Here is an 18574-nt window from a genome sequence, read left to right as displayed (position 1 = left end):
CGCGCGTTATGCAAGCGGCCCTCGATCGCCCTTGCGCGAGCGTGCAACAGCGGTGCAAGAAGGGTGCAAGACGCCCCCCGCACAGTTGTGGCATGACTTCTTACGCACCTGCTGATGCACTCGCCATCGAGGCGGACGGGCTGGTCAAGCTCTTCGGGGAGCAGCGGGCCGTCGACGGGGTGAGCCTGGCGGTGCCGCAGGGCGCCGTCTACGGCGTGCTCGGCCCGAACGGGGCCGGCAAGACCACCACCATCCGCATGCTCGCCACCCTGCTGCGCCCCGACGGCGGCCGGGCCCGGATCTTCGGTCACGACGTCGTGGCCGAACCCACCGCGGTCCGCTCGCTGATCGGTGTCACCGGCCAGTACGCCTCGGTCGACGAAAAGCTCAGCGCCACCGAGAATCTGATCATCTTCTCCCGGCTGCTCGGGCTGAGCCGGGCCGAATCCAAGCGCCGCGCGGCCGAACTGCTCGAGGAATTCGGGCTCACCGAGGCGGCGACCAAGGCCCTGGAGAACTTTTCCGGCGGTATGCGCCGGCGCCTGGATCTGGCCGCCAGCCTGATCGCGACGCCGCCGCTGCTGTTTCTCGACGAGCCGACCACCGGCCTGGATCCGCGCACTCGCGCGCAGATGTGGGAGACCATCCGCCGGCTCGTGCGCGAGGGCGCCACGGTGCTGCTCACCACGCAGTACCTGGACGAGGCCGACCAGCTCGCCGACCGCATCGCGGTGATCGACCACGGCAAGGTGATCGCCGACGGCACCTCCGACGAACTCAAGGGTTCGGTCGGACAGTCTGCGCTGCAGATCACCGTCGCCGACCGCGACACCATCGAACGGGCCCGCACGCTCATCGGCGAATTCCTCTCCCGCGCCGACGGCAAGCTGGTCGAGGCGAGCATCTCCCCCGAGGCCGGCCGCGTCACCGCCCCACTCAGCGATCCGAGCGTCACCGCGGATCTGCTGATCCGCTTGCGCGACAACGACGTCCGCGTCGACGAGATCACCGTCAGCAAGCCGAGCCTGGACGAGGTGTTCTTCGCCCTCACCGGCCACGCCGCCGAATCCGAGGACGCCGGCACCGATTCCGAGGGCACCGCGGCATGAGCCCGGCCCCCGCCACGTTCCCCACTCCCCCGAAGGACATATCGTGACCACCACTCTTCCCGCTCCCGCAACCGGCCGGCACGCCGCGCGCGCCGCGATTCCCGTTGCCAGCAACCACATTTCACTCCGCCAGACCGTCGCGAACTCGCTCACCATGGCGTATCGCGGCATCCTCAAGATCAAGCACAATCCGGAGCAGCTGTTCGACGTCACCGTGCAGCCGATCCTGTTCACCGCCCTGTTCGCCTATATCTTCGGCGGCGCCATCGGCGGCAGCGTGCAGGCCTATCTACCGGTGCTGATTCCGGGCATCCTGGTCCAGACGGTCGTGCTCACCTCGGTCGTCACCGGCACCCAGTTGCGCGAGGATATGGACAAGGGCGTCTTCGACCGCTTCAAATCCCTTCCCATCGCCCGGGTTTCGGCCCTGGCGGGCGCGCTGATCGCCGATATGGTCCGCTACGGCATCGCGACGGTGCTCACCATCGTGGTCGGCCTGATCCTGGGCTACCGGCCGGAGGGCGGCGTCCTCGGCGTGGTCGTCGCCGGTCTGGTCGTGGTGTTCTGCTCGTTCGCGGTCAGCTGGATCTGGGCTCTGGTCGGTGTCACCGGTAAGAGCGCCGCCTCGGTGCAGGGCATCTCCATGATGATCATGTTCCCGCTGACCTTCATGTCCGGCGCGTTCGCTCTCGTCAGCACCATGCCCGGCTGGATGCAGGGCATCAACAAGGCCAATCCCGTGTACTACATGGTGAATTCGTGCCGCGAGCTGATGAACGGCAACATCTACAGCAGCAACCTGGCGTGGTGCCTGATCGGCTCGGCGGTCGTGATCGCGATCTTCGCCCCGCTGGCCATCCGGGCCTACATGCGCCGGGCGTGATGTGCCCCTCCTCCCTGTCCGCCGGTCGCGAAAGCGACCGGCGGACACCGCTTTTCACGGATTCGGCCGCAGCGCCCGGAACGCAGCCCGGCGATCGCTCGACTGCCGCCTCAGGCGCCGAGCAGGGTCTCGAGTTCCGGCAGCATCGCGAGGACGCGCTGCGCGGCCGAACGCCGGTTGACACTCGAGACCGCCTCCTGCCCGGCGGCGATCAGTTCCGCGCCGACGGTGGCCCGAGCCAGCGCCAGGTGACGATTCCAGCGCATCGAGGAATAGTCCTGGCGGCCCACCACTTTCATCGCCAGCGCCAGCAGCGTCGCGCCGGTTTCCGGATCGACTCCGGACCGCACGAGATGGGAACCCAGCGCGCAGGCGGCACCACCGATCTGCGGGAGATCGACGAACTGGGTGAGCCGTTCCCGCGCGACCCGGGCCACCTGACCGGGCAACTCCGGCACCTCGTGGACGGCGTCATGGAGAACATGGGCGTCGAGCACGGCGGCGGCGACGATCACATCGCCCGGTCCGGGCCCGGGACCGCCATTCGGCCAATCGAACAGTTGCAGACTGCGCCGGAACGTGCGCAGACCACGCTCGATCTCGCCCTCCGCCAGTTCGAGTTCCGCCATTCCGGCGACGACCGCACCCTTGCGATGGTTCGGCTGTGTCACCGGTTCGTCCAATCCGACGCCGTCGTCGATGACACCCAGCGCGTACTCGAGTTCCCGCCGCGCATCGACCAACTGTCCGGCGCCGACCATGGAGACGGCGAGGAAGCTACGCACTTCCACACTTTCCTCGAAGCAGCGCAACTCCTGCATCAGCTCGGCCGCGCGCCGGTAGTAGCCCACCGCCTCCTCGTATCGCGCCGCCTGCGAGGCCATCTGCCCGAGATGCTGGGAGCACATCGCGGTGGCCCAGACATCGCGGCCCTCGACCAATGCGAGAGCGGCCCGCGCATCGCGGATCGACCCGGCGGTATAGCTCGCGTTCTCGCGCATATTGGCGCGCAGCAGCAGGGCGAGCGACCGGACGAGCTCGTCGTCGGAACGGGTACCCGCCGCCATCAAACGCACTCCGTGAGCGACATTTATTCGCGTGCAGAGCATTTCGCCGAGATACCGGATCCCGGGCGTGAGGTCGGCCGTGGCGAGCACGCGGCGGGCGCGGGCCCGGATCACCGCGAGGGGCCGCAGTCCGGGCTCGCCGAAGGCCAGATGCATGGCCAGGAAGACATAGCTCTGCAGTTCCAGATCCGACTCGATCCGGGTGCGCGGGCCCTCGGGCGGTGGCACCGGCACGACCCGGGGCGCCCAGCTCATCAACTCCATGTGCGCGCCCCGCATGACCCACAGCATGGCGACGGGCGCGAAGACCGAGAACACGGTGCGGGAATCGGCGGTCTCGACGGCGTGGCGCAACACCGCCAGCAGGTTGTCGAGTTCGGCGGCGACCGACAGCACGGTGCGAATCTGATCCGGACCCTCGTAGTTCCGTGCCGCGTCGTGCGCGAATTGCCGTGCCCAGCAGCACATCCGGCCCATCACCAGATCGGCCTCACCGGTGGCGATCAGCTGTTCCTCACCGAATTCGCGCACCGTCTCGAGCATGCGGTAGCGGGTGGCGACCATCTCGTCGTCGGCCAGTACGGTCAGCAGCGACTGGCTCACCAAGCCGTCCACCGCGGCCACCGCGTCGATCGAATCCGTCCCCGCCACCACGGATTCCGCCGCGTCCAAGGAGAATCCGGCGGGGAACCGGCACAGCCGCCGCAGGGCCACCCGCTGTTCGGGTTCGAGCAGATTCCAGCTCCACTCGATCACTGCATGCAGGGTGCGGTGGCGTTCGGGTGAGCTGCGGTCACCCGAACGCAACAGCGCGAAGCGATGTTCGAGCCGGCTTTCGATCTCCTCCACGCTCATGGTCCGCACGCGGGCCGCGGCGAGTTCGATGGCCAGCGGCAGCCCGTCCAGGGTGCGGCACAGCCGGGCGACGACCGCCGGATCCAGCCGGGCCGAGGGCCGCACCGCCCGCGCCCGGCTGATGAACAACTCCGTTGCGGGTGAGCCCTGCGCGTCGATCGCCAAGGGCGGCAACGGATAGACCGTCTCCGCCGTGATGGCCAACGGCGCCCGGCTGGTGGTCACCACCGTCAGATGTTCACAACTGCCGACCAGGTCGGCGACCACCTCGGCCGCCGCGTCGATGAGATGTTCGCAGTTGTCCAGGATCAGCAGGACGGGACGCAACGACAGCGCCTCGCGCAATCGGCGCCGGCCGTCGATGGTCTGGTTGCGGCGCAACACATTCGCTTCGCGGGAGTATTCGTTGACGCCGAGGACCGCACCGATGGCCGCCTCGATCTCCGCGCACGTCGCGGCGTGGCGCTCACCGGCGTCGCCGTCGGAAGCGGCACGCAGCGAGGCCAATTCGACCAGCGCCACCGCCTGCCTGCCCGCGATCCGCGCACCCAGCTCGTTGGCGACGCGGGTCTTGCCGGTACCGCCCGGACCGAGCACGGTCGTCACCCGGAATTCCTGGACGAGTTTCTCCAGCGCCACCAGATCGCCGTCGCGGCCCAGCAGCGGATTGGGGGCAGCGCGCAGGCCCAGGGCCGTATTGGGCGGCGCGCCGGTAGTTTCCGGGTGGCCGTAGGGCGGTTCCGAGGCCAGCGCGTGCTGGGCGGTGGACACCCGCTGTGTCGCGGAGGTGACCGGCACGGGATGCGACGGCACCGGGCCCGCCGCCGAATGGTCGCCACGCAGAATCGCGGTGTTCAACGCGACCAGCGCCGGGCCGGGGTCCGCGCCCAATTCCTCACCGAGCCGCGTCCGCAGTCCGGCGAAGACCTCCAGGGCCTCGTTCGCCCGCCCGTCGCCGGCGAGCAAGCGCATCAGGGTGGCGTGCGCGGGCTCGTCGAGCGGCTCGGCCGCGGCCGCCCGCCGCGCCACTCGCAGCGCACCGCCGAGATCCCCAGCGGCCTCTCGCGCCGCCAGTTCCAGGGTGTCCAGGGCCGACCAGCGCGCGGCCGCGAATTCGTGCAGTTCGTCGGCGACGGGGCCGGGCGGCAGATCCGCACCGGGTTCGCCCCGCCACAGCGCGCGAGCCCGCTGCACCAGGCCGAGGCATCCGGCGGTGTCGCCGCGCTCGAACCGCAGCTGCGCCTCCCGTTCCAGGGCGCGGGCCAGGCTCAGGTCGACCTGCTCCTCGGTCAGCAGGAGCCGGTACCCCGCCGGGCCGATCTCCAGCGCACCTTCCGGCAGGGCCGACCGCAATCTCGAAACCTGCGTATGCAGGGCGTTCATCGGCGCGCGCGGCGGCTGCTCGCCCCAGATGTCGTCGATCAGCGCCTGGGCGCTGCGGCTGCGCCCGGGATGAACGGCGAGCGCGGCGACCAGCAACCGCGCCCGGGCGCCGGGCACCGCGACGAGATCCGCGTCGCGGCGCAGCGCGACCTCCCCCAGAAGCGCCACGCGGACATCCATCTCGGGCAGCCTTTCGTCCCGGCCGCTGCTGTCCGGCCGGGTATGCGTCGTCCCGGCATTCGCACGGGCGGAGCGCGATGCCGGCCCGGAGCCGCTGTGATCAGGAAACATGCCGTCGCAATCGTATGTGACCGGTCGAATGAATATCGGGCGCTGCGCCGGGGCCGACCGCTCCCCGGGCCTCGCGTCTCGTAAAGTTTACTCCGATATATCGTAATAATGTTGTCGACAGGGTCGCGTGGTGACGCTGTACTGCCGCCTCCGGTGACGCTGCGCTGCCGCCTCCGGGCCACCACCATTAGGCTGTGTCGATTCTGCCTAATGGTGAAGCCCTCCGTGGTGACGCTGCGCTGCCGCCTCCGGGCCACCACCATTAGGCTGCCGGATATGGCTAGTGCAGCACAATGGCTCGAAGGCGCCCGCCCGCGGACGCTGCCCAATGCGATCGCCCCGGTCCTCGTCGGCACCGGCGCGGCCGCGTCGCTGGATGCCGCGGTGTGGTGGAAGGCCCTGCTGAGCCTGCTGGTTTCGCTGGCTCTCATCATCGGCGTCAACTACGCCAACGACTACTCCGACGGCATCCGCGGCACCGACGACGAGCGCGTCGGCCCACTGCGACTGGTCGGTTCGGGCCTGGCGAGTCCGGCCGCGGTGCGCGGCGCGGCCATCGCCTGCCTGAGCGTGGGCGCTGTCTTCGGATTGATCCTGGTGATCACCACCGCGTGGTGGCTGCTGCTGATCGGCGCGGCCTGCCTGGCCGGCGCCTGGTTCTACACCGGCGGCAGTAAGCCCTACGGCTACAGCGGTTTCGGTGAGATCGCCGTCTTCGTCTTCTTCGGCCTGGTCGCGGTGCTGGGCACCGAATTCGTGCAGGCCGAACGGCTCGACTGGGCCGGACTGGTCGGCGCGATCGCGGTCGGCGCGTTCTCCAGCGCGGTGCTGGTCACCAACAATCTGCGCGACATCCCCACCGATTCGGTGACCGGCAAGACCACCCTCGCCGTCAAACTGGGCGACACCCGCACCCGCACACTGCATCTGGTGCTGATGGTGGTGCCGTTCGTGGCCTCGCTGCTGCTGGTGATGCGCACACCGTGGGCCCTGGTGGGCCTGCTGGCGATACCGCTCGCCGTGCGATCCAACGCCCCCGTGCGCGGTGGGCAGCAGGGACCGGGATTGATTCCCTCGCTGCGCGATACCGGTTTGGCGATGCTGGGCTGGTCCCTGCTCACCGCACTGGCGCTCGGCCTCGGCTGACGAACGGCGACGCGACAGCGTCAGTCCCGGCCGCCCTCCGGGACCACGACGCCGAGCACCCAGTTGACGAGGGTCACGATGACGGCACCGAAGATCGCCGCCCAGAACCCGTCGACCCGCAGGCCGTAGTCGGTGGTTTCGGTGATCTTCGCCGTCAGCCACAGCATGAGGGCATTGATCACCAGCAGGAACAGCCCCAGCGTGACGATCACCAGCGGGAGCGACAGCAATTTCACGATCGGCTTGATCAGCGCGTTGACCAGCCCGAAGACGATCGCGACGCAGACCACGACGAGAATCTTGCCGCCGGTGCCGGCATCGGGCGGATCCTTCAATTCGATACCGCCGACCCAGGCCGCCGCGAGCCAGATCGCGAGGGCGTTGATCGCCAAACGGAGCAGAAGTGCCATGCGGCAATGCTAACGGCGGACGCCGTCAAGCCGCGCGGTCGAGCATTTCCTGTACCGCGCTGCGCACTCGCTCCATCCCTTCGCTGCCGCCCAGCAGTTCCCGGGTGGCAGGGTTGGGTGCGCGCAGGATGCCGAGTAGGACGTGACCGGCCTCGATACGGTCGTCACCGCGGGAGATCGCTTCTCGCAGTGACAGTTCCAAGGTCTTCTTGGCCTCGCGGGTGAAGGGGATGTGGCCGAAGCTCATTCCACCGCCGAACCGGAACCGCCCGCGGCCCTTGTCCGGAACCGGCACCGCCTCGTCGAAGGCCCCCTCGCCGAAGGTGGCCTGCACACTGTCTCGCACCGCGTCCAGATCGATGCCGATCGACTTCAGCGCGGCCGCGTCCTCCTCGCCCAGCGGTTCCTCGGTCCGCGGCCGGCCGGGCAGTGCCCTCCGAATCGCCTCGGCGCTGATGCCGTTGTCCTCCAGCACCTTTCGCAGCTGCGCATCGGAACAGGTGGCGAGCCCCAGCAGCAGGTGCTCGACATCGATACTGGGCGAACGCAATTCACGCGCTTCCTCCTGCGCGTCCACGACGGCGGAGCGCGCCGCCTTGGCAAATCTCTCGAACATCAGTGGATTCCGCCTTTCCGGTTGTACTTCTGATGGACCGCCTGCCGACTGACCTCGAGCGCCTCGGCGATGGCTTGCCAGGACCAGCCCTGCTTACGGGCATTGGCCACCTGGATCGCCTCGAGCCGCTCGAGCAATCGCCGCAGCGCGAGCACCGCCCGCAGCCCGACCTGGGGGTCGGGACTGCCGGCGGCGGCCGCCAGCGTTGTCGCTTCACTCATGTACGTCAATTTACGTTGACATCGCGGGCGCGTCAATCAAAATTGACACAAGGGGCGTTCACCTGCGGCGAACGGTGATGGAGATTCCGCGACTCAGGCGGTCCAGATACCCGTGGCGGTGAATTCGTCGAGAATCACGAGCGACTCGGCCAGGTCCAGCCCCTGCCCCGCGACCCACTCGTCGTTGAAATACGTTCCGGCATAACGGTCCCCGCCATCGCACAGCAGCGTCACCACACTGCCCTCGCGTCCCGCGGCGATCATCTCGGCGATGAGGGCGAACGCGCCCCACAGATTGGTTCCGGTGGATCCGCCCACTCGCCGGCCGAGCACCGCACTGGCATGGCGGCACGCGGCGATGGAGGCGGCATCGGGCACCTCGATCATCCGGTCGACCACATCGCCGATGAAGGAAGGCTCCACCCGCGGCCGGCCGATGCCCTCGATCCGCGACGGCATACCGGTCTGATATCCCGGGTCCCCGACCTCGTACCCGCCGTAGAACGCCGAATTCTCCGGATCGACCACGGCCAGCCGGGTGGCGTGGCGGCGATAGCGGATGTACCGGCCGATGGTCGCGCTCGTTCCGCCGGTGCCGGCGCCGACCACCACCCAGTCCGGAACCGGATGGGTCTCCAAAATCATTTGCTGATAGATGGATTCGGCGATGTTGTTGTTACCGCGCCAGTCGGTGGCCCGCTCGGCGTAGGTGAACTGGTCCATGTAGTGGCCGTCGCATTCGGCGGCCAGCCGCACGGCCTCGGCGTAGATATCGGGCGCGCGGTCGACGAAGTGGCATCGGCCGCCCTGCGCCTCGATCAGCGCGATCTTCTCGGGCGAGGTCTTCGCCGGCACCACCGAGACGAAGTCCAGGCCGAGCAGTTTCGCGAAATACGCCTCGCTGATCGCGGTCGACCCAGAGGACGCCTCGACGATGGTCGTCCCCTCGCATACCCAGCCGTTGCAGATCGCGTAGAGGAACAGTGAACGCGCCAGCCGATGTTTCAAGCTGCCGGTCGGATGCGTGGACTCGTCCTTGAGATACAGCCGCACGCCCCATTCGGGTGGCAGCGGATACCGCAGTAGATGGGTGTCGGCGCTGCGCTGCGCATCGGCCTCGATCAGCCGCACCGCATTGTCGACCCACTCCCGCGAAGCACTGCGATCGCAGTACTTCACCGCAGCTCCCGCCCGCTCACTGCGCCTCTTCGCCGCGCAGGCGAGCTCGCAGGTTCGCTTTGTCGTTGCGGCGCTTCTCGTCGACCGCCGCGATGTCCTCGTTCACGCGCGCCCGCAGCCGCTTGAACAGGACCAGCGACAGCGGCATCGCCACGATCAGCGCGAACAGCAGCGCGACGATCAGCGGGATGTCGACGTTCACCACGTGCGCCACCACCAGGATGATCACGGCGATCACGGCGACCAGGGCCAGCCGGGCCAGGGTGTACAGCGCCAGATTGCGCGCGAGCCGCCGACCCGCCGAGGCCGGGGCCCGATCGCTCGCGGCGTCGTCGGATCGGGATGCTTCACTCACACGACCAGGGTAGGCGACGCCGCCGCACCCGTTCCGACCTGCCCGGGTCCCGCCGCATTCGATCACCGGATGTTCGCCGGCGCGACCTACTCAGCCGTACGTATATCCGATTTGTCTATTACTTCCCCTTTACCAACGTTAGATCGTTCGAACACCTGGGGGTCCGGGTGCAACGATGTCGCTATCTGATGAGGGATCTGTCGATTACGGAAAGGTTTGCGAATGACTGCGATCACCGCGGCGAGCCGCACGTTGGGTTCCGTCAACGGCCAGGAGGCCCTCCTGACCCCGGGCCAGGTGGCGGCGCTGTTCCACGTCGATCCGAAAACGGTCACTCGGTGGGCACATGCCGGACGGCTGGGCTCGCTGCGCACCCCTGGCGGACATCGCCGCTTCCGTGAGTCGGAGGTAATGCAGCTGCTGAAGTCGCTGACCACCGAGGCGACCCGCCCCTGAGTTCGAGGGCTCATTCTCGCGGTCACAGTGCGACAGGTACGTCCACGGGATTACCCTCGATGTCAGGAGGTGAGCGACGTGGCGTACCTGTTGGCACTCATCGCGGTCGTGGCTGTCGCGGTGCTGTGCTGGAAAGCGTTCGGACCGGAGCATGCGCCCCGGATCGGCATCGGACGAGGGCCCGAGAAGCGACGTCGAGTCGTGGGTCCCGATGACGACCCCGAATTTCTGTGGCGGATCTCCCGCCAACATCGCGACGGCGACCCGGGCACGGATCACTGACGCGCATATCCTCACCCGTGAGATAGCTTGCAGGCGCGGCCGATCAGCCGATTGAGCCCGCGGCGGCCAGCGCAGCCGAGACCGAATCGGCGCACGCGGGCAGGAGCGGCAGGCGCACGTGCGCGCTCGGTATCCGGCCCTGCGCGGCGAGCACCCCTTTCACCACGGTCGGGTTGGCCTCGGCGAACAGCGCCCGCGCCAGCTCGACCAACCGGTTGCCGATTTTGCGGGCCGCCTCGACCCGTCCGTCCCGCCAGGCCGCGATCAACTCCGCATAGGCCGCGGGCGCCACATTCGAGCAGGTCAGAATGGCTCCCTGCGCGCCCATCGCCAGCAGCGGCGCCGCGTACAGGTCGTCGCCGCACAGCACCGTCGTCCGGTCGCCGACCGCCGCCAGCCACGCGACCGTGGTCTCGTCCACGACACCCACGGCATGTTTGAATCCCGCGACGTTCGGCAGTTCGGCCAGTTCGGTCAACGTTTCCGGATCGAGCGGCCGGCCCGTGCGATGCGGCACGTTGTAGATCAGCAGCGGCACCGGGCTCCGCTGCGCGAGCCGCCGGAAATGTTCCACCACGCCGCGCTGCGAGGGTTTCGTGTAATACGGGACCACCGTGAGCGCCGCCGCGACCCGCTCGTCCAGTGTGGTCAGCGCGAGCTCGGAATCGGCCGTCGAATTGGAGCCGGTGCCCACGATCAGCGACGCGTCACGCTCGGCGCAGACCTGGGCGCAGATGTCGACGACCCGGCGCTTCTCCTCCGGTGTCAGGGTGGCCGGCTCGCCGGTGGTGCCCAGGGCGACGATGCCGGAGGCCCCCGCGTCGAGGACGTCGTGCGCAAGCCGGCCGAGAGCGTCACAGGCCAGCTCGCCGTCCGCCGTGAACGGCGTGACGAGTGGAACGAAGAGACCGCTGAACGTCATGCCACCTACCCTCGTCCAGTCGTTGATTCAGGTCCAGTTCACAAATCTTCCGTCGAGATTAAGCTGAACTTATGCTCGATGTACGCCGCCTACGGCTGTTGCGGGAATTGGCCCATCGCCGAACGATTGCTGCGGTCGCCGAGGCCGTGTCCTACACCCCGTCGGCGGTATCCCAGCAGCTCACCGCGCTGGAACGCGAGGCAGGGGTCACGCTACTGGAACGCAGCGGCCGCCGCGTCACCCTCACCGCGGCGGCGCGTCGCCTGGTGGAGCACACGGAATCGGTCCTCGCGATCCTGGAGCAGGCGGAGGCCGAACTGGCCACCGCCGAACTCACGGGAGCCCTGCACATCGGCGCCTTCCCCACCGCCGTGCAGCGGATACTGCCGCATGCACTGGTCTCGCTCAGCCGTGCTCATCCGCGCCTGGAACTGCATGTGACGGAACTGGATCCGGCGGCCGTGCCCGCGGCACTGCGCGCCGGCACGCTGGATATCGCACTCATCCAGGAGTACGACTACGTACCCGCCGAACCGGAGGCCGGCCTGGAGACCGAACCGTTCCTGGAGGAACCGGTCTACCTGGCCGCCCGCACCACCCAGCCGCTGGCCGCCTACCGCGAGGCGGCCTGGATCTCCGGAACACCCGGCACCCTCTGCCACACCATGACCGTAAGAGCGTGCGAGGCAGCGGGTTTCGTTCCTCGTATCCGCCACCGCTCCGACGATTTCGGCACGGTGCTCGCCCTGGTCGCCGCCGGTCAGGGCGTCGCATTCATCCCGCAGCTCGCGATACCCCTCCATCCTGAAACCGACACCACCCCGGTCGAATTGACCCCGCTCCCCATCCGCCGCCGCACCCGGATCGCCTACCGCGCCGGCACCCGCACCAACCCCACCATCTCCGCCGCCCGCACCGCCCTGCACGCCACCACCGGAACCATCCCGCCGGTGGACGAACTCACCTGAACCGCGGGTCGTACCACCGTGCTCGCCCCAGCCGGGTGTGCCGCTGCCCGGTCAGAGGCTCCGGCCGTCGACCACCGTTCGGAGTTCGTCGGGATCCCAGAAATCTCGGACGCCCGGCAGGTCGGACAGGTAGTGCAGTATGCGGTCCGGAGGCCAGCCGTGGGATTCGCCGAGTCCGCCGGCCAGCATGCTGAGATACCGTGCGGACGGTTTGGTCAGATCAACGGTCAGCGGACTGTCCGGGGCGGTGAAGGTCAGGACCGGGATGCCGTCGACGTCGTCCACGTGCCAGAGCGTTTCGTAGTGGCCTTCGCCGAGTTGGAGCGAGCCGCGGCGAACCACCTCCTCGGGGTCGAAGACCGGCCCGTGTCCCGGTTGCCGGTGCATCTCTTGAGCCATCAGATCACTGAACTGACCGACGGTCAGCAGGTAACCCCGCGCCGCCGCGCCGACCGGCCAGTCCGTCGGCGGCCGGTGGGCATAGAAGGCCACACCACCGCTCCACACCGGGCTCCGCCCCGCGAAATAGACGCATCCGGGAAGTGACAGCGGACAATTCCGCGCGGGCGGCGTGGGATCGCGGAACCCCCCGTAGAGACGCGGGGTGCCCGGCGGATTGCCGCCCGCCCGGTAGTAGGTGAACCGCTTCTCGAACAGGTTCGATCCGTAAGCGGCGTACCACACGCGCTCCGTGGTCATCGGAGCTCGGTTCCTTCCGGAATGGCCACATCCCGACCATACGGGAGGGCAGGGCGAGACCTTCGGCACCTGGGGTCCGCCGACCTCATCCCCGCAGATCTTCGATGCGCCGGCGCAGGTGATCGAGTAATTTCTCCGGATCGTCGAACTCCGCGGGATCGATGGGCGTGCCGAAATGGATCCGCACCTGCTGGCGGCGGTCGAATGCGGGGCCATCGCCTCGATTGCGGCGCATCGGCAGCACTCGGTCGGTGCCCGTGGTGCCCACCGGAACGATCGGAACTCCGGTCGCCAGAGCCAGTTTCGCCACGCCCGGCTTGTACGGCTCGGTGTCGCCCGACGCCACCAATCGCCCTTCCGGATAGATGATCAGCACCCCGCCGTACCGCAGAATCTGTTCCGCCTGTGCCATCGCCGACTGCCCGGACACATTGTCGCGCCGCACCACCGGAATATGACCCAGTCGCCGCACCAACCACCCGACCACCGGCCACGACCACAACTCGGCCATCGCGATGGCAATTGCCCTGCGCCGCAACGCACCCCACAGGAACACCGCGTCCAGCATCGAGATGTGGTTGCTCGCCACGATCACCGGCCCCGCCTTCGGCACCAGTTCTCGCCCCACCACGGTGACGTGCACGAAGTTCGACCACGCCAGCGTGCGCAGAATCCGGCGCACGAACTGCGTGGTGAGCCATGCCCGCTTACCCAACCCCCTGGGCCGACGCCCTGATTGTTCGCTCATTTCAACCCCCCGATTCCCACCGAACGAACTCGATTCTCCCACGGGGCACCGACATGTTCGGGCCCTGCTTTCGTGTGACGACGAGGTTTGCACGATCAATTCGGGCTCGAGCCATCAGCACTTCCGCCACGTCACTATCGTGAACGAGTGAGTATCAGCACGAACGACGATCCGCGCGGCACGAGCGCGCGAGATCGGCGACGGGCAGAACTGCGCGAATATCTGCGCAGCCGCCGCGAACGGCTCACGCCCGCCGAGGTGGGACTTCCGGAGGCCGGGCGGCGGCGCACTCCCGGGTTGCGGCGTGAAGAGGTCGCCGTGCTGGCCGGGGTCGGCGTGTCCTGGTACACGTGGCTCGAGCAGGGGCGCGATATCAAGGTCTCGGGCGAGGTGCTCGATGCCGTGGCCCGCGCGCTGCTGCTCGACGAGGCCGAACGCGCACATCTGTATCGCCTCTCCGGCCTCAATCCGCCGCAGCGTGAGGCCGCGCCGTCGGTCCCGGCTTCTCCACAGATGCAGGCCCTGCTGGACGCATGGGCTCCGCGCCCGGGATACATCCGGGACCGGCATTGGAATTTCACCGCCGTCAACGACGCCGCCCGGCGCGTGTTCGGTTACGGCGACACCGACCACAACTGCCTGGTGTCCTACTTCACCAATGCCCGCTACCGCGTCCTGCATCGGCAGTGGGCGGAGAATGCGCCGAGCGTGGCGGCCGGGTTCCGCGCCGACTCCGCCCGCTATCCCGACGATCCCGAATTCGACCGCATCGCAACCGATCTCGCGCAGGTCAGCCCGGAATTCGCCGAGCTGTGGAACCGGCACGACGCCGCCGAACACAGCGTCGCGGTGAAGGCCGTCGAACATCCCGACGTGGGCTTGCTGATCTTCGACGCCACGTTGTTCCCGGTGCCCGACCACCCCGGCCACCACCTGATCCTGCACAATCCGCGCCCCGGCACCGACACCGCCGAACGCCTGGAACGGCTGTTGCAGCCTGGTGGTCTCACACCCAGGATGAGCTGACACTGCCTCCTCGCCTTCCGCGCGCCGAGGATCGTCCTCATGAGCAATGCACAGATGCAGGCGATCACCATCCCCGAATTCGGCCCCGCGGAGGTGCTGCGGCCGGCCACCGTCGACATCCCGGAACCCGGCCCGGGCCAGGTCTCCATCGACGTCGCCTACGCGGGAGCCAACTTCGCCGAGGTGTTGTACCGGCAGGGCGTGGTCGGTGTGCCGTTGCCGTTCGTGCCGGGTATCGAGGTCTCGGGCCGGATCCGTGCCGTCGGACCGGACGTGACGGGACTGACGGTCGGCCGGCCGGTCGCGGCGCTGACCATCGTCGACAGTGGCGGTTACGCCGAGGTCGTGGTCACCTCCGCCGCCTTGGTCGCACCGCTCGACGGCCTCGACCTGAGCCTCGATGTCGCGGCGGCGTTGCCGTCCAACAGCACCACCGCCTTTCTCGTTCTCGATCGCGTGGCGCGGATCGAACCCGGCGAGAGTGTGCTGGTCCATGCGGCGGCCGGCGGCGTCGGCAGCCAGCTCGGCCAGGCCGCACGATTGCTCGGTGCGGGCCGGGTGGTCGGCACCGTCGGCAGCGCCGAGAAGATCGACGTAGCTCGGTCCTTCGGCTACGACGAGGTGATCCTGCGCGAGAACATCTCCAGCGCAGGTGAGTTCGACATCGTGGTCGATATGGTCGGCGGCCCTGCCCGTCGCGCCAGTCTCGACCGCCTTCGCCCGCTGGGCCGAATGATCGTGATGGGCAACGCTTCCGGCGCCGAAGACGTCGGAGTTTCCGCGAACGAGCTGTGGTTCACCAGCAAAACGGTCTCCGGATTCAATCTCGCCGCCTTCGCCGCCGCCTACCCCGCCGAAGCGGGCGCCGCGCTGCGCCGGGCAGTCGAAGCAGCCGCACGCGGGGCGCTACGCGTCCAGGTCGAATCCCTGCCGTTCGACCAAGTTGTCGACGCGCATCGACGCATCGAATCAGGCTCCAGCACAGGCAAGTTGGTGTTGGCGACAGCGAGGGGATGATGACCCGGACGACGTGCGGCCCACGTCGGTCCCGTCGGTGCGCGGGCCGCTGGTCGGGACGGGCGGCGGTCGCTCGGCCGCAAGGGGAGCGCCGCCGTTTGCGGCCTCAGCGCGCGGGTACTGCTGAGAAGCCGCACACCGGACTCTATTTCGGCCCGGAAGCTCGCGGCACAGGAGGAGTGATCATGAACTTGTTGCTGGCTGCCGCCCACACCGATCCGGAAGCGGCCGGATTCATCCTGCGCGGCGTGAAAGGAATCTTCGTCGCCATCGGCAGCATCATCGCCGCGTTCATCTGCGCCGCCATCGCCGCCGCCAAGGGCCGCAATCCGTTCGGCTGGGGGTTACTGGGACTGTTCTTCAGCATCCTGACCCTCATCGTGGTCGTCGTCATCCCGAGCAAAAGGTCCTGAAAGTTCGATCCGCATGACGTCGGAGGTAATGGACTTGCGGCCCCCGCGCGGGCAGGGTCGACAGAGTGAACGATTCCGCTGCCACCCGCACCGTCGTCGAAGATTTGCTGGCCCGCATGGCGGGCGGCGATCCGGAAACTGTTGCCGCGCTGTACGCCCCGACGAGCGACTGGAAACTGAACTGGCCGGAGGACGAGCACGGCCGCGCCGCCACCCCGTGGATCACACACCGCTCCACCCGCGCCGACGCGGCCGCGCATTTCCGCGAGATCGCTGAACACCATGTGCCCGAAGAGGTCGGCACGGTGGTCGAACGCATTCTCGTCGACGGCCCGGATGCGGTGGTACTGGGCGAGATTCGCCAAACCGCACGCGCGACCGGACGCCCCTACCGCGCCCGCTTCGCCCTTCACCTCACGGTGGAGAACGGCCTGATCACCCGCCACCACGTCTACGAGGACAGCCTTGCCGTCGCCCAGGCGTTCGCCCCGGAGACCACGACCGTCGCCGCGCCGTGAAGTCTCGACGACCGTGGGCCGAGACATGCGTTCGGAGCGGGCGGACCCTGAACTAATCGTGCAAACCTCGTCGATATTTCGAGTTTTCCGCAATTTTCGCGGAGGTTTGCACGAATAGTTCACCCACCACCGCACCCCGAGGCACGAAAAGGCGAGGGGGTTCGCTAGAGCCCCGCCCCGATCCACGCCGCGAATCCCAGCAACCCCTCGGATTGACGGCGCTGCGCCGCGGCGATGCCGTACACGGTTTCGCGAACCGAAGGATGCAGCCGCGTCTGCTGCGGTGCGGCGGCACGAGCCTTGTTGAGCGCGGCCAGCGCTCGATCCGGCTTACCCGACATCAACCACGCGCGCGCATTGTCCTGCCAGTGGTGGCCGACGCGCGGCGCAGCGACGTCGGACGGGATCCGCAGTTCCGCTCCCTCACGCGCCGCTCTGCCCGGATCACCGGCTTCCAACTCCACAGCACAGGCATGGATTTCGACGTTGCCTGGGCCGAAATCCGTTGTGTACAAATCGCTCTCATGGCTCATCGGCCGCGCGATGTCACGCGCGGCGGCGATGTGGTCCTGCGCGAGTTCCAGACGACGGCCGCGCGCGGCCACGATCGCTGCCCGCAGGTGTCCGTAGCCGCGCAAAACCCGTTCTCCCTCGGTTGCACCGGGGACCAACGCCATTCCTCGTTCCACCAAATTCATTGCCACATCGGTTGAATCGTGCGCCATGAGTAGCCGCGAGCGCTTCATCAAACTGCGAACCGCAAAGCCGGGGTCGTCGGCGCGCGACGCGACGGTATCGAGCCGATCGAGTACCAGAGCGGTCAACGACGAGTATCCGAGCCGGCAGCATGCCCCTTCCGCGGCGATGTAGGCCGCGCACAGCATGCCGTACACAGCGGCGCGCTCGGCATCGTCGGAAGCCGTCTCGGCGGCACCGTGCAGTCGACGAATCAGGTTCGGCAGCAATGCAAGAGCGCGACGCGTCCGATCGTTGTGCAACGCAGCTTCGACGGAGTCGAGTTCCGCGCGCAACTCCGCGGCGGTCGTCGGCTCCAGTGCCTGCACATACGAACCTTCGGCAAGTACGGCGCGCAGCTCCGGAAGGCCTTCGAGGGGTCCGTCCTCTTCGAGCGTCTCGAGATAGGGAGTGCCCTGCAACCTGTCCGGGTCTATCCCCAACGCCCTGGATACCGCCGCAATGAACCCCGGGGAGGCAACCTCTCGCCCCTGCTCGACCGCCTTCACCATCGACAGCGAATAGTTCGCCCGCGCCGCCAACTGACGCTGCCCCAGACCCGCGATCTTGCGCTCGGATGCGATCCGCCGCCCCACGTGTTCGCCCATGCTCCGAGAGTAGATCGATACGGCCGCGCTGTCCCCCTGTCCCTTCACTGGTCTTCGGCGCCCCTACCTGCACCGAATCTGACATACACAGACAGGAGGGGTAGGGATGAGAACACGTCCGACAGCGCTGGCCTGGATCGACCCGGAGGTCAGCACCGCGCCGAACTGGGATGCGGCACAGTTGAAACGGCTCGGCCGCCACCTCGGTTACACGCTGCTCTGGCCGGCGCCGCATCGGACCATTCCGCTGCTCGACCAGATCCGCACGGCCGACGTGGATGCGGTCGTGATGCCCACACCCGCCCATCTCGACGCCCGCACCCTCGACCTGATCATGCACCTGGCGGATGTCGAAACCGCTTGCCCTCGCCTGTCTTTCGCACGATGGCACGTCTCCGGAGCTCGCGCGTGAATCCGAGCGAGCGCGCTGTCCTGCGCACACTCGCGCCGGGCGGTCTCCTCACCACCGCCCAACTGCAACGAGCCACGGCGCACACCACGCGAAGCATCCGCAACGCCCTGGCCCGCCTGCACGCGCGCGGCCTGATCGTCCCGAGCCGAGACCGCTGCCGATGGCAACTGAGCCCGCGCGGTCGCGCCGTCGCGGCAACGATCCGGTGATCGGCCTGCTGATCGCCGCGGGAATTCCGACAACCGTATTGCTGTG

Annotated in this window: 22 protein-coding genes; 12 read left to right on the top strand and 10 right to left on the bottom strand. The window is 68.1% G+C overall.

Features of this window, described 5'->3' with window-relative positions:
* Positions 1-92: 92 nt before the first annotated feature.
* On the top strand, positions 93-1109 hold the full coding sequence (locus C8258_RS22550; RefSeq protein ID WP_036505941.1) for a daunorubicin resistance protein DrrA family ABC transporter ATP-binding protein: 1017 nt from the start codon (positions 93-95) through the stop codon (positions 1107-1109).
* Positions 1110-1152: 43 nt separating this feature from the next.
* The gene (locus tag C8258_RS22545; protein WP_036505943.1) at positions 1153-1992 is read left to right on the top strand and encodes an ABC transporter permease; all 840 of its coding nucleotides are present in this window, start codon (positions 1153-1155) and stop codon (positions 1990-1992) included.
* Positions 1993-2102: 110 nt separating this feature from the next.
* Here C8258_RS22545 and C8258_RS22540 read toward each other — a convergent pair whose 3' ends face one another.
* Complete coding sequence (locus tag C8258_RS22540) at positions 2103-5465, bottom strand: BTAD domain-containing putative transcriptional regulator (protein ID WP_233225263.1); 3363 nt, start codon at positions 5463-5465, stop codon at positions 2103-2105.
* A 399-nt stretch (positions 5466-5864) separates the two neighbouring features.
* Between C8258_RS22540 and C8258_RS22535 the strand changes: the two genes are divergently transcribed.
* A complete protein-coding gene (locus C8258_RS22535) occupies positions 5865-6734 on the top strand; it encodes a 1,4-dihydroxy-2-naphthoate polyprenyltransferase (RefSeq protein WP_106956936.1) in 870 nt (289 codons plus the stop codon).
* Between the two features lie 20 nt (positions 6735-6754).
* On the opposite strand, the gene C8258_RS22530 is transcribed toward C8258_RS22535, so the two are convergent.
* The 5 genes from C8258_RS22530 to C8258_RS22510 form a co-directional block, all read right to left on the bottom strand.
* Positions 6755-7144, bottom strand: a complete 390-nt coding sequence (locus C8258_RS22530; protein WP_063065442.1) for a phage holin family protein — start codon at positions 7142-7144, stop codon at positions 6755-6757.
* Positions 7145-7169: 25 nt separating this feature from the next.
* Positions 7170-7760 (bottom strand): Clp protease N-terminal domain-containing protein, encoded by a 591-nt coding sequence (locus C8258_RS22525; protein WP_106956895.1) that lies wholly within the window; start codon positions 7758-7760, stop codon positions 7170-7172.
* Complete coding sequence (locus C8258_RS22520) at positions 7760-7981, bottom strand: helix-turn-helix domain-containing protein (RefSeq protein WP_036505955.1); 222 nt, start codon at positions 7979-7981, stop codon at positions 7760-7762. Before C8258_RS22520 ends, C8258_RS22525 begins: the two co-directional genes overlap by 1 nt.
* A gap of 93 nt (positions 7982-8074) precedes the next feature.
* Positions 8075-9160, bottom strand: coding sequence for a PLP-dependent cysteine synthase family protein (locus C8258_RS22515; protein WP_106956894.1), 1086 nt, complete (start codon positions 9158-9160; stop codon positions 8075-8077).
* Between the two features lie 16 nt (positions 9161-9176).
* A complete protein-coding gene (locus C8258_RS22510; RefSeq protein WP_036505958.1) occupies positions 9177-9515 on the bottom strand; it encodes a DUF4229 domain-containing protein in 339 nt (112 codons plus the stop codon).
* A gap of 222 nt (positions 9516-9737) precedes the next feature.
* Here C8258_RS22510 and C8258_RS22505 point away from each other — a divergent pair, with 222 nt between their 5' ends.
* Together C8258_RS22505 and C8258_RS22500 are read left to right on the top strand one after the other, a co-directional pair.
* A complete protein-coding gene (locus tag C8258_RS22505) occupies positions 9738-9971 on the top strand; it encodes a BldC family transcriptional regulator (RefSeq protein ID WP_051025198.1) in 234 nt (77 codons plus the stop codon).
* Positions 9972-10049: 78 nt separating this feature from the next.
* Complete coding sequence (locus tag C8258_RS22500; protein WP_036506051.1) at positions 10050-10253, top strand: hypothetical protein; 204 nt, start codon at positions 10050-10052, stop codon at positions 10251-10253.
* Positions 10254-10296: 43 nt separating this feature from the next.
* On the opposite strand, the gene dapA is transcribed toward C8258_RS22500, so the two are convergent.
* The gene (dapA, locus tag C8258_RS22495) at positions 10297-11175 is read right to left on the bottom strand and encodes a 4-hydroxy-tetrahydrodipicolinate synthase (protein WP_106956893.1); all 879 of its coding nucleotides are present in this window, start codon (positions 11173-11175) and stop codon (positions 10297-10299) included.
* A gap of 71 nt (positions 11176-11246) precedes the next feature.
* On the opposite strand from dapA, the gene C8258_RS22490 reads away from it, so the two are divergent.
* Positions 11247-12143: a LysR family transcriptional regulator gene (locus C8258_RS22490; protein ID WP_106956892.1), complete on the top strand. Its 897-nt coding sequence runs from the start codon at positions 11247-11249 to the stop codon at positions 12141-12143.
* Between the two features lie 51 nt (positions 12144-12194).
* On the opposite strand, the gene C8258_RS22485 is transcribed toward C8258_RS22490, so the two are convergent.
* Both C8258_RS22485 and C8258_RS22480 read right to left on the bottom strand, forming a co-directional pair.
* Complete coding sequence (locus C8258_RS22485) at positions 12195-12842, bottom strand: histone deacetylase (RefSeq protein WP_106956891.1); 648 nt, start codon at positions 12840-12842, stop codon at positions 12195-12197.
* 85 nt (positions 12843-12927) lie between these two features.
* The gene (locus C8258_RS22480; protein ID WP_106956890.1) at positions 12928-13590 is read right to left on the bottom strand and encodes a 1-acyl-sn-glycerol-3-phosphate acyltransferase; all 663 of its coding nucleotides are present in this window, start codon (positions 13588-13590) and stop codon (positions 12928-12930) included.
* Between the two features lie 147 nt (positions 13591-13737).
* Here C8258_RS22480 and C8258_RS22475 point away from each other — a divergent pair, with 147 nt between their 5' ends.
* The 4 genes from C8258_RS22475 (at position 13738) to C8258_RS22460 (ending at position 16564) form a co-directional block, all read left to right on the top strand.
* On the top strand, positions 13738-14616 hold the full coding sequence (locus tag C8258_RS22475) for a helix-turn-helix transcriptional regulator (RefSeq protein ID WP_233225262.1): 879 nt from the start codon (positions 13738-13740) through the stop codon (positions 14614-14616).
* Positions 14617-14655: 39 nt separating this feature from the next.
* Positions 14656-15633: a zinc-binding dehydrogenase gene (locus C8258_RS22470; RefSeq protein ID WP_106956889.1), complete on the top strand. Its 978-nt coding sequence runs from the start codon at positions 14656-14658 to the stop codon at positions 15631-15633.
* 185 nt (positions 15634-15818) lie between these two features.
* On the top strand, positions 15819-16046 hold the full coding sequence (locus C8258_RS22465) for a deoxyribodipyrimidine photolyase (protein WP_233225261.1): 228 nt from the start codon (positions 15819-15821) through the stop codon (positions 16044-16046).
* A 65-nt stretch (positions 16047-16111) separates the two neighbouring features.
* Positions 16112-16564: a nuclear transport factor 2 family protein gene (locus C8258_RS22460; protein ID WP_106956887.1), complete on the top strand. Its 453-nt coding sequence runs from the start codon at positions 16112-16114 to the stop codon at positions 16562-16564.
* Positions 16565-16728: 164 nt separating this feature from the next.
* On the opposite strand, the gene C8258_RS22455 is transcribed toward C8258_RS22460, so the two are convergent.
* Complete coding sequence (locus tag C8258_RS22455) at positions 16729-17907, bottom strand: helix-turn-helix domain-containing protein (protein ID WP_036505970.1); 1179 nt, start codon at positions 17905-17907, stop codon at positions 16729-16731.
* Positions 17908-18013: 106 nt separating this feature from the next.
* Here C8258_RS22455 and C8258_RS22450 point away from each other — a divergent pair, with 106 nt between their 5' ends.
* Positions 18014-18319, top strand: a complete 306-nt coding sequence (locus tag C8258_RS22450) for a hypothetical protein (RefSeq protein ID WP_106956886.1) — start codon at positions 18014-18016, stop codon at positions 18317-18319.
* Positions 18316-18528, top strand: coding sequence for a helix-turn-helix domain-containing protein (locus C8258_RS22445; protein ID WP_106956885.1), 213 nt, complete (start codon positions 18316-18318; stop codon positions 18526-18528). Before C8258_RS22450 ends, C8258_RS22445 begins: the two co-directional genes overlap by 4 nt.
* The last annotated feature ends 46 nt before the right edge of the window (positions 18529-18574 follow it).

The organism is Nocardia sp. MDA0666 (assembly GCF_003023875.1).
Classification (GTDB): domain Bacteria; phylum Actinomycetota; class Actinomycetes; order Mycobacteriales; family Mycobacteriaceae; genus Nocardia; species Nocardia aobensis.
This window is presented reverse-complemented; position numbering and strand designations above follow the sequence as displayed.

Coding starts and splice junctions, on each gene's coding strand:
- C8258_RS22550 (WP_036505941.1), top strand. CDS start 93: ATGACTTCTTACGCACCTGCTGATGCACTCGCCATCGAGGCGGACGGG.
- C8258_RS22535 (WP_106956936.1), top strand. CDS start 5,865: ATGGCTAGTGCAGCACAATGGCTCGAAGGCGCCCGCCCGCGGACGCTG.
- C8258_RS22530 (WP_063065442.1), bottom strand. CDS start 7,144: ATGGCACTTCTGCTCCGTTTGGCGATCAACGCCCTCGCGATCTGGCTC.
- C8258_RS22525 (WP_106956895.1), bottom strand. CDS start 7,760: ATGTTCGAGAGATTTGCCAAGGCGGCGCGCTCCGCCGTCGTGGACGCG.
- C8258_RS22520 (WP_036505955.1), bottom strand. CDS start 7,981: ATGAGTGAAGCGACAACGCTGGCGGCCGCCGCCGGCAGTCCCGACCCC.
- C8258_RS22505 (WP_051025198.1), top strand. CDS start 9,738: ATGACTGCGATCACCGCGGCGAGCCGCACGTTGGGTTCCGTCAACGGC.
- dapA (WP_106956893.1), bottom strand. CDS start 11,175: ATGACGTTCAGCGGTCTCTTCGTTCCACTCGTCACGCCGTTCACGGCG.
- C8258_RS22490 (WP_106956892.1), top strand. CDS start 11,247: ATGCTCGATGTACGCCGCCTACGGCTGTTGCGGGAATTGGCCCATCGC.
- C8258_RS22485 (WP_106956891.1), bottom strand. CDS start 12,842: ATGACCACGGAGCGCGTGTGGTACGCCGCTTACGGATCGAACCTGTTC.
- C8258_RS22480 (WP_106956890.1), bottom strand. CDS start 13,590: ATGAGCGAACAATCAGGGCGTCGGCCCAGGGGGTTGGGTAAGCGGGCA.
- C8258_RS22470 (WP_106956889.1), top strand. CDS start 14,656: ATGAGCAATGCACAGATGCAGGCGATCACCATCCCCGAATTCGGCCCC.
- C8258_RS22465 (WP_233225261.1), top strand. CDS start 15,819: ATGAACTTGTTGCTGGCTGCCGCCCACACCGATCCGGAAGCGGCCGGA.
- C8258_RS22455 (WP_036505970.1), bottom strand. CDS start 17,907: ATGGGCGAACACGTGGGGCGGCGGATCGCATCCGAGCGCAAGATCGCG.
- C8258_RS22450 (WP_106956886.1), top strand. CDS start 18,014: ATGAGAACACGTCCGACAGCGCTGGCCTGGATCGACCCGGAGGTCAGC.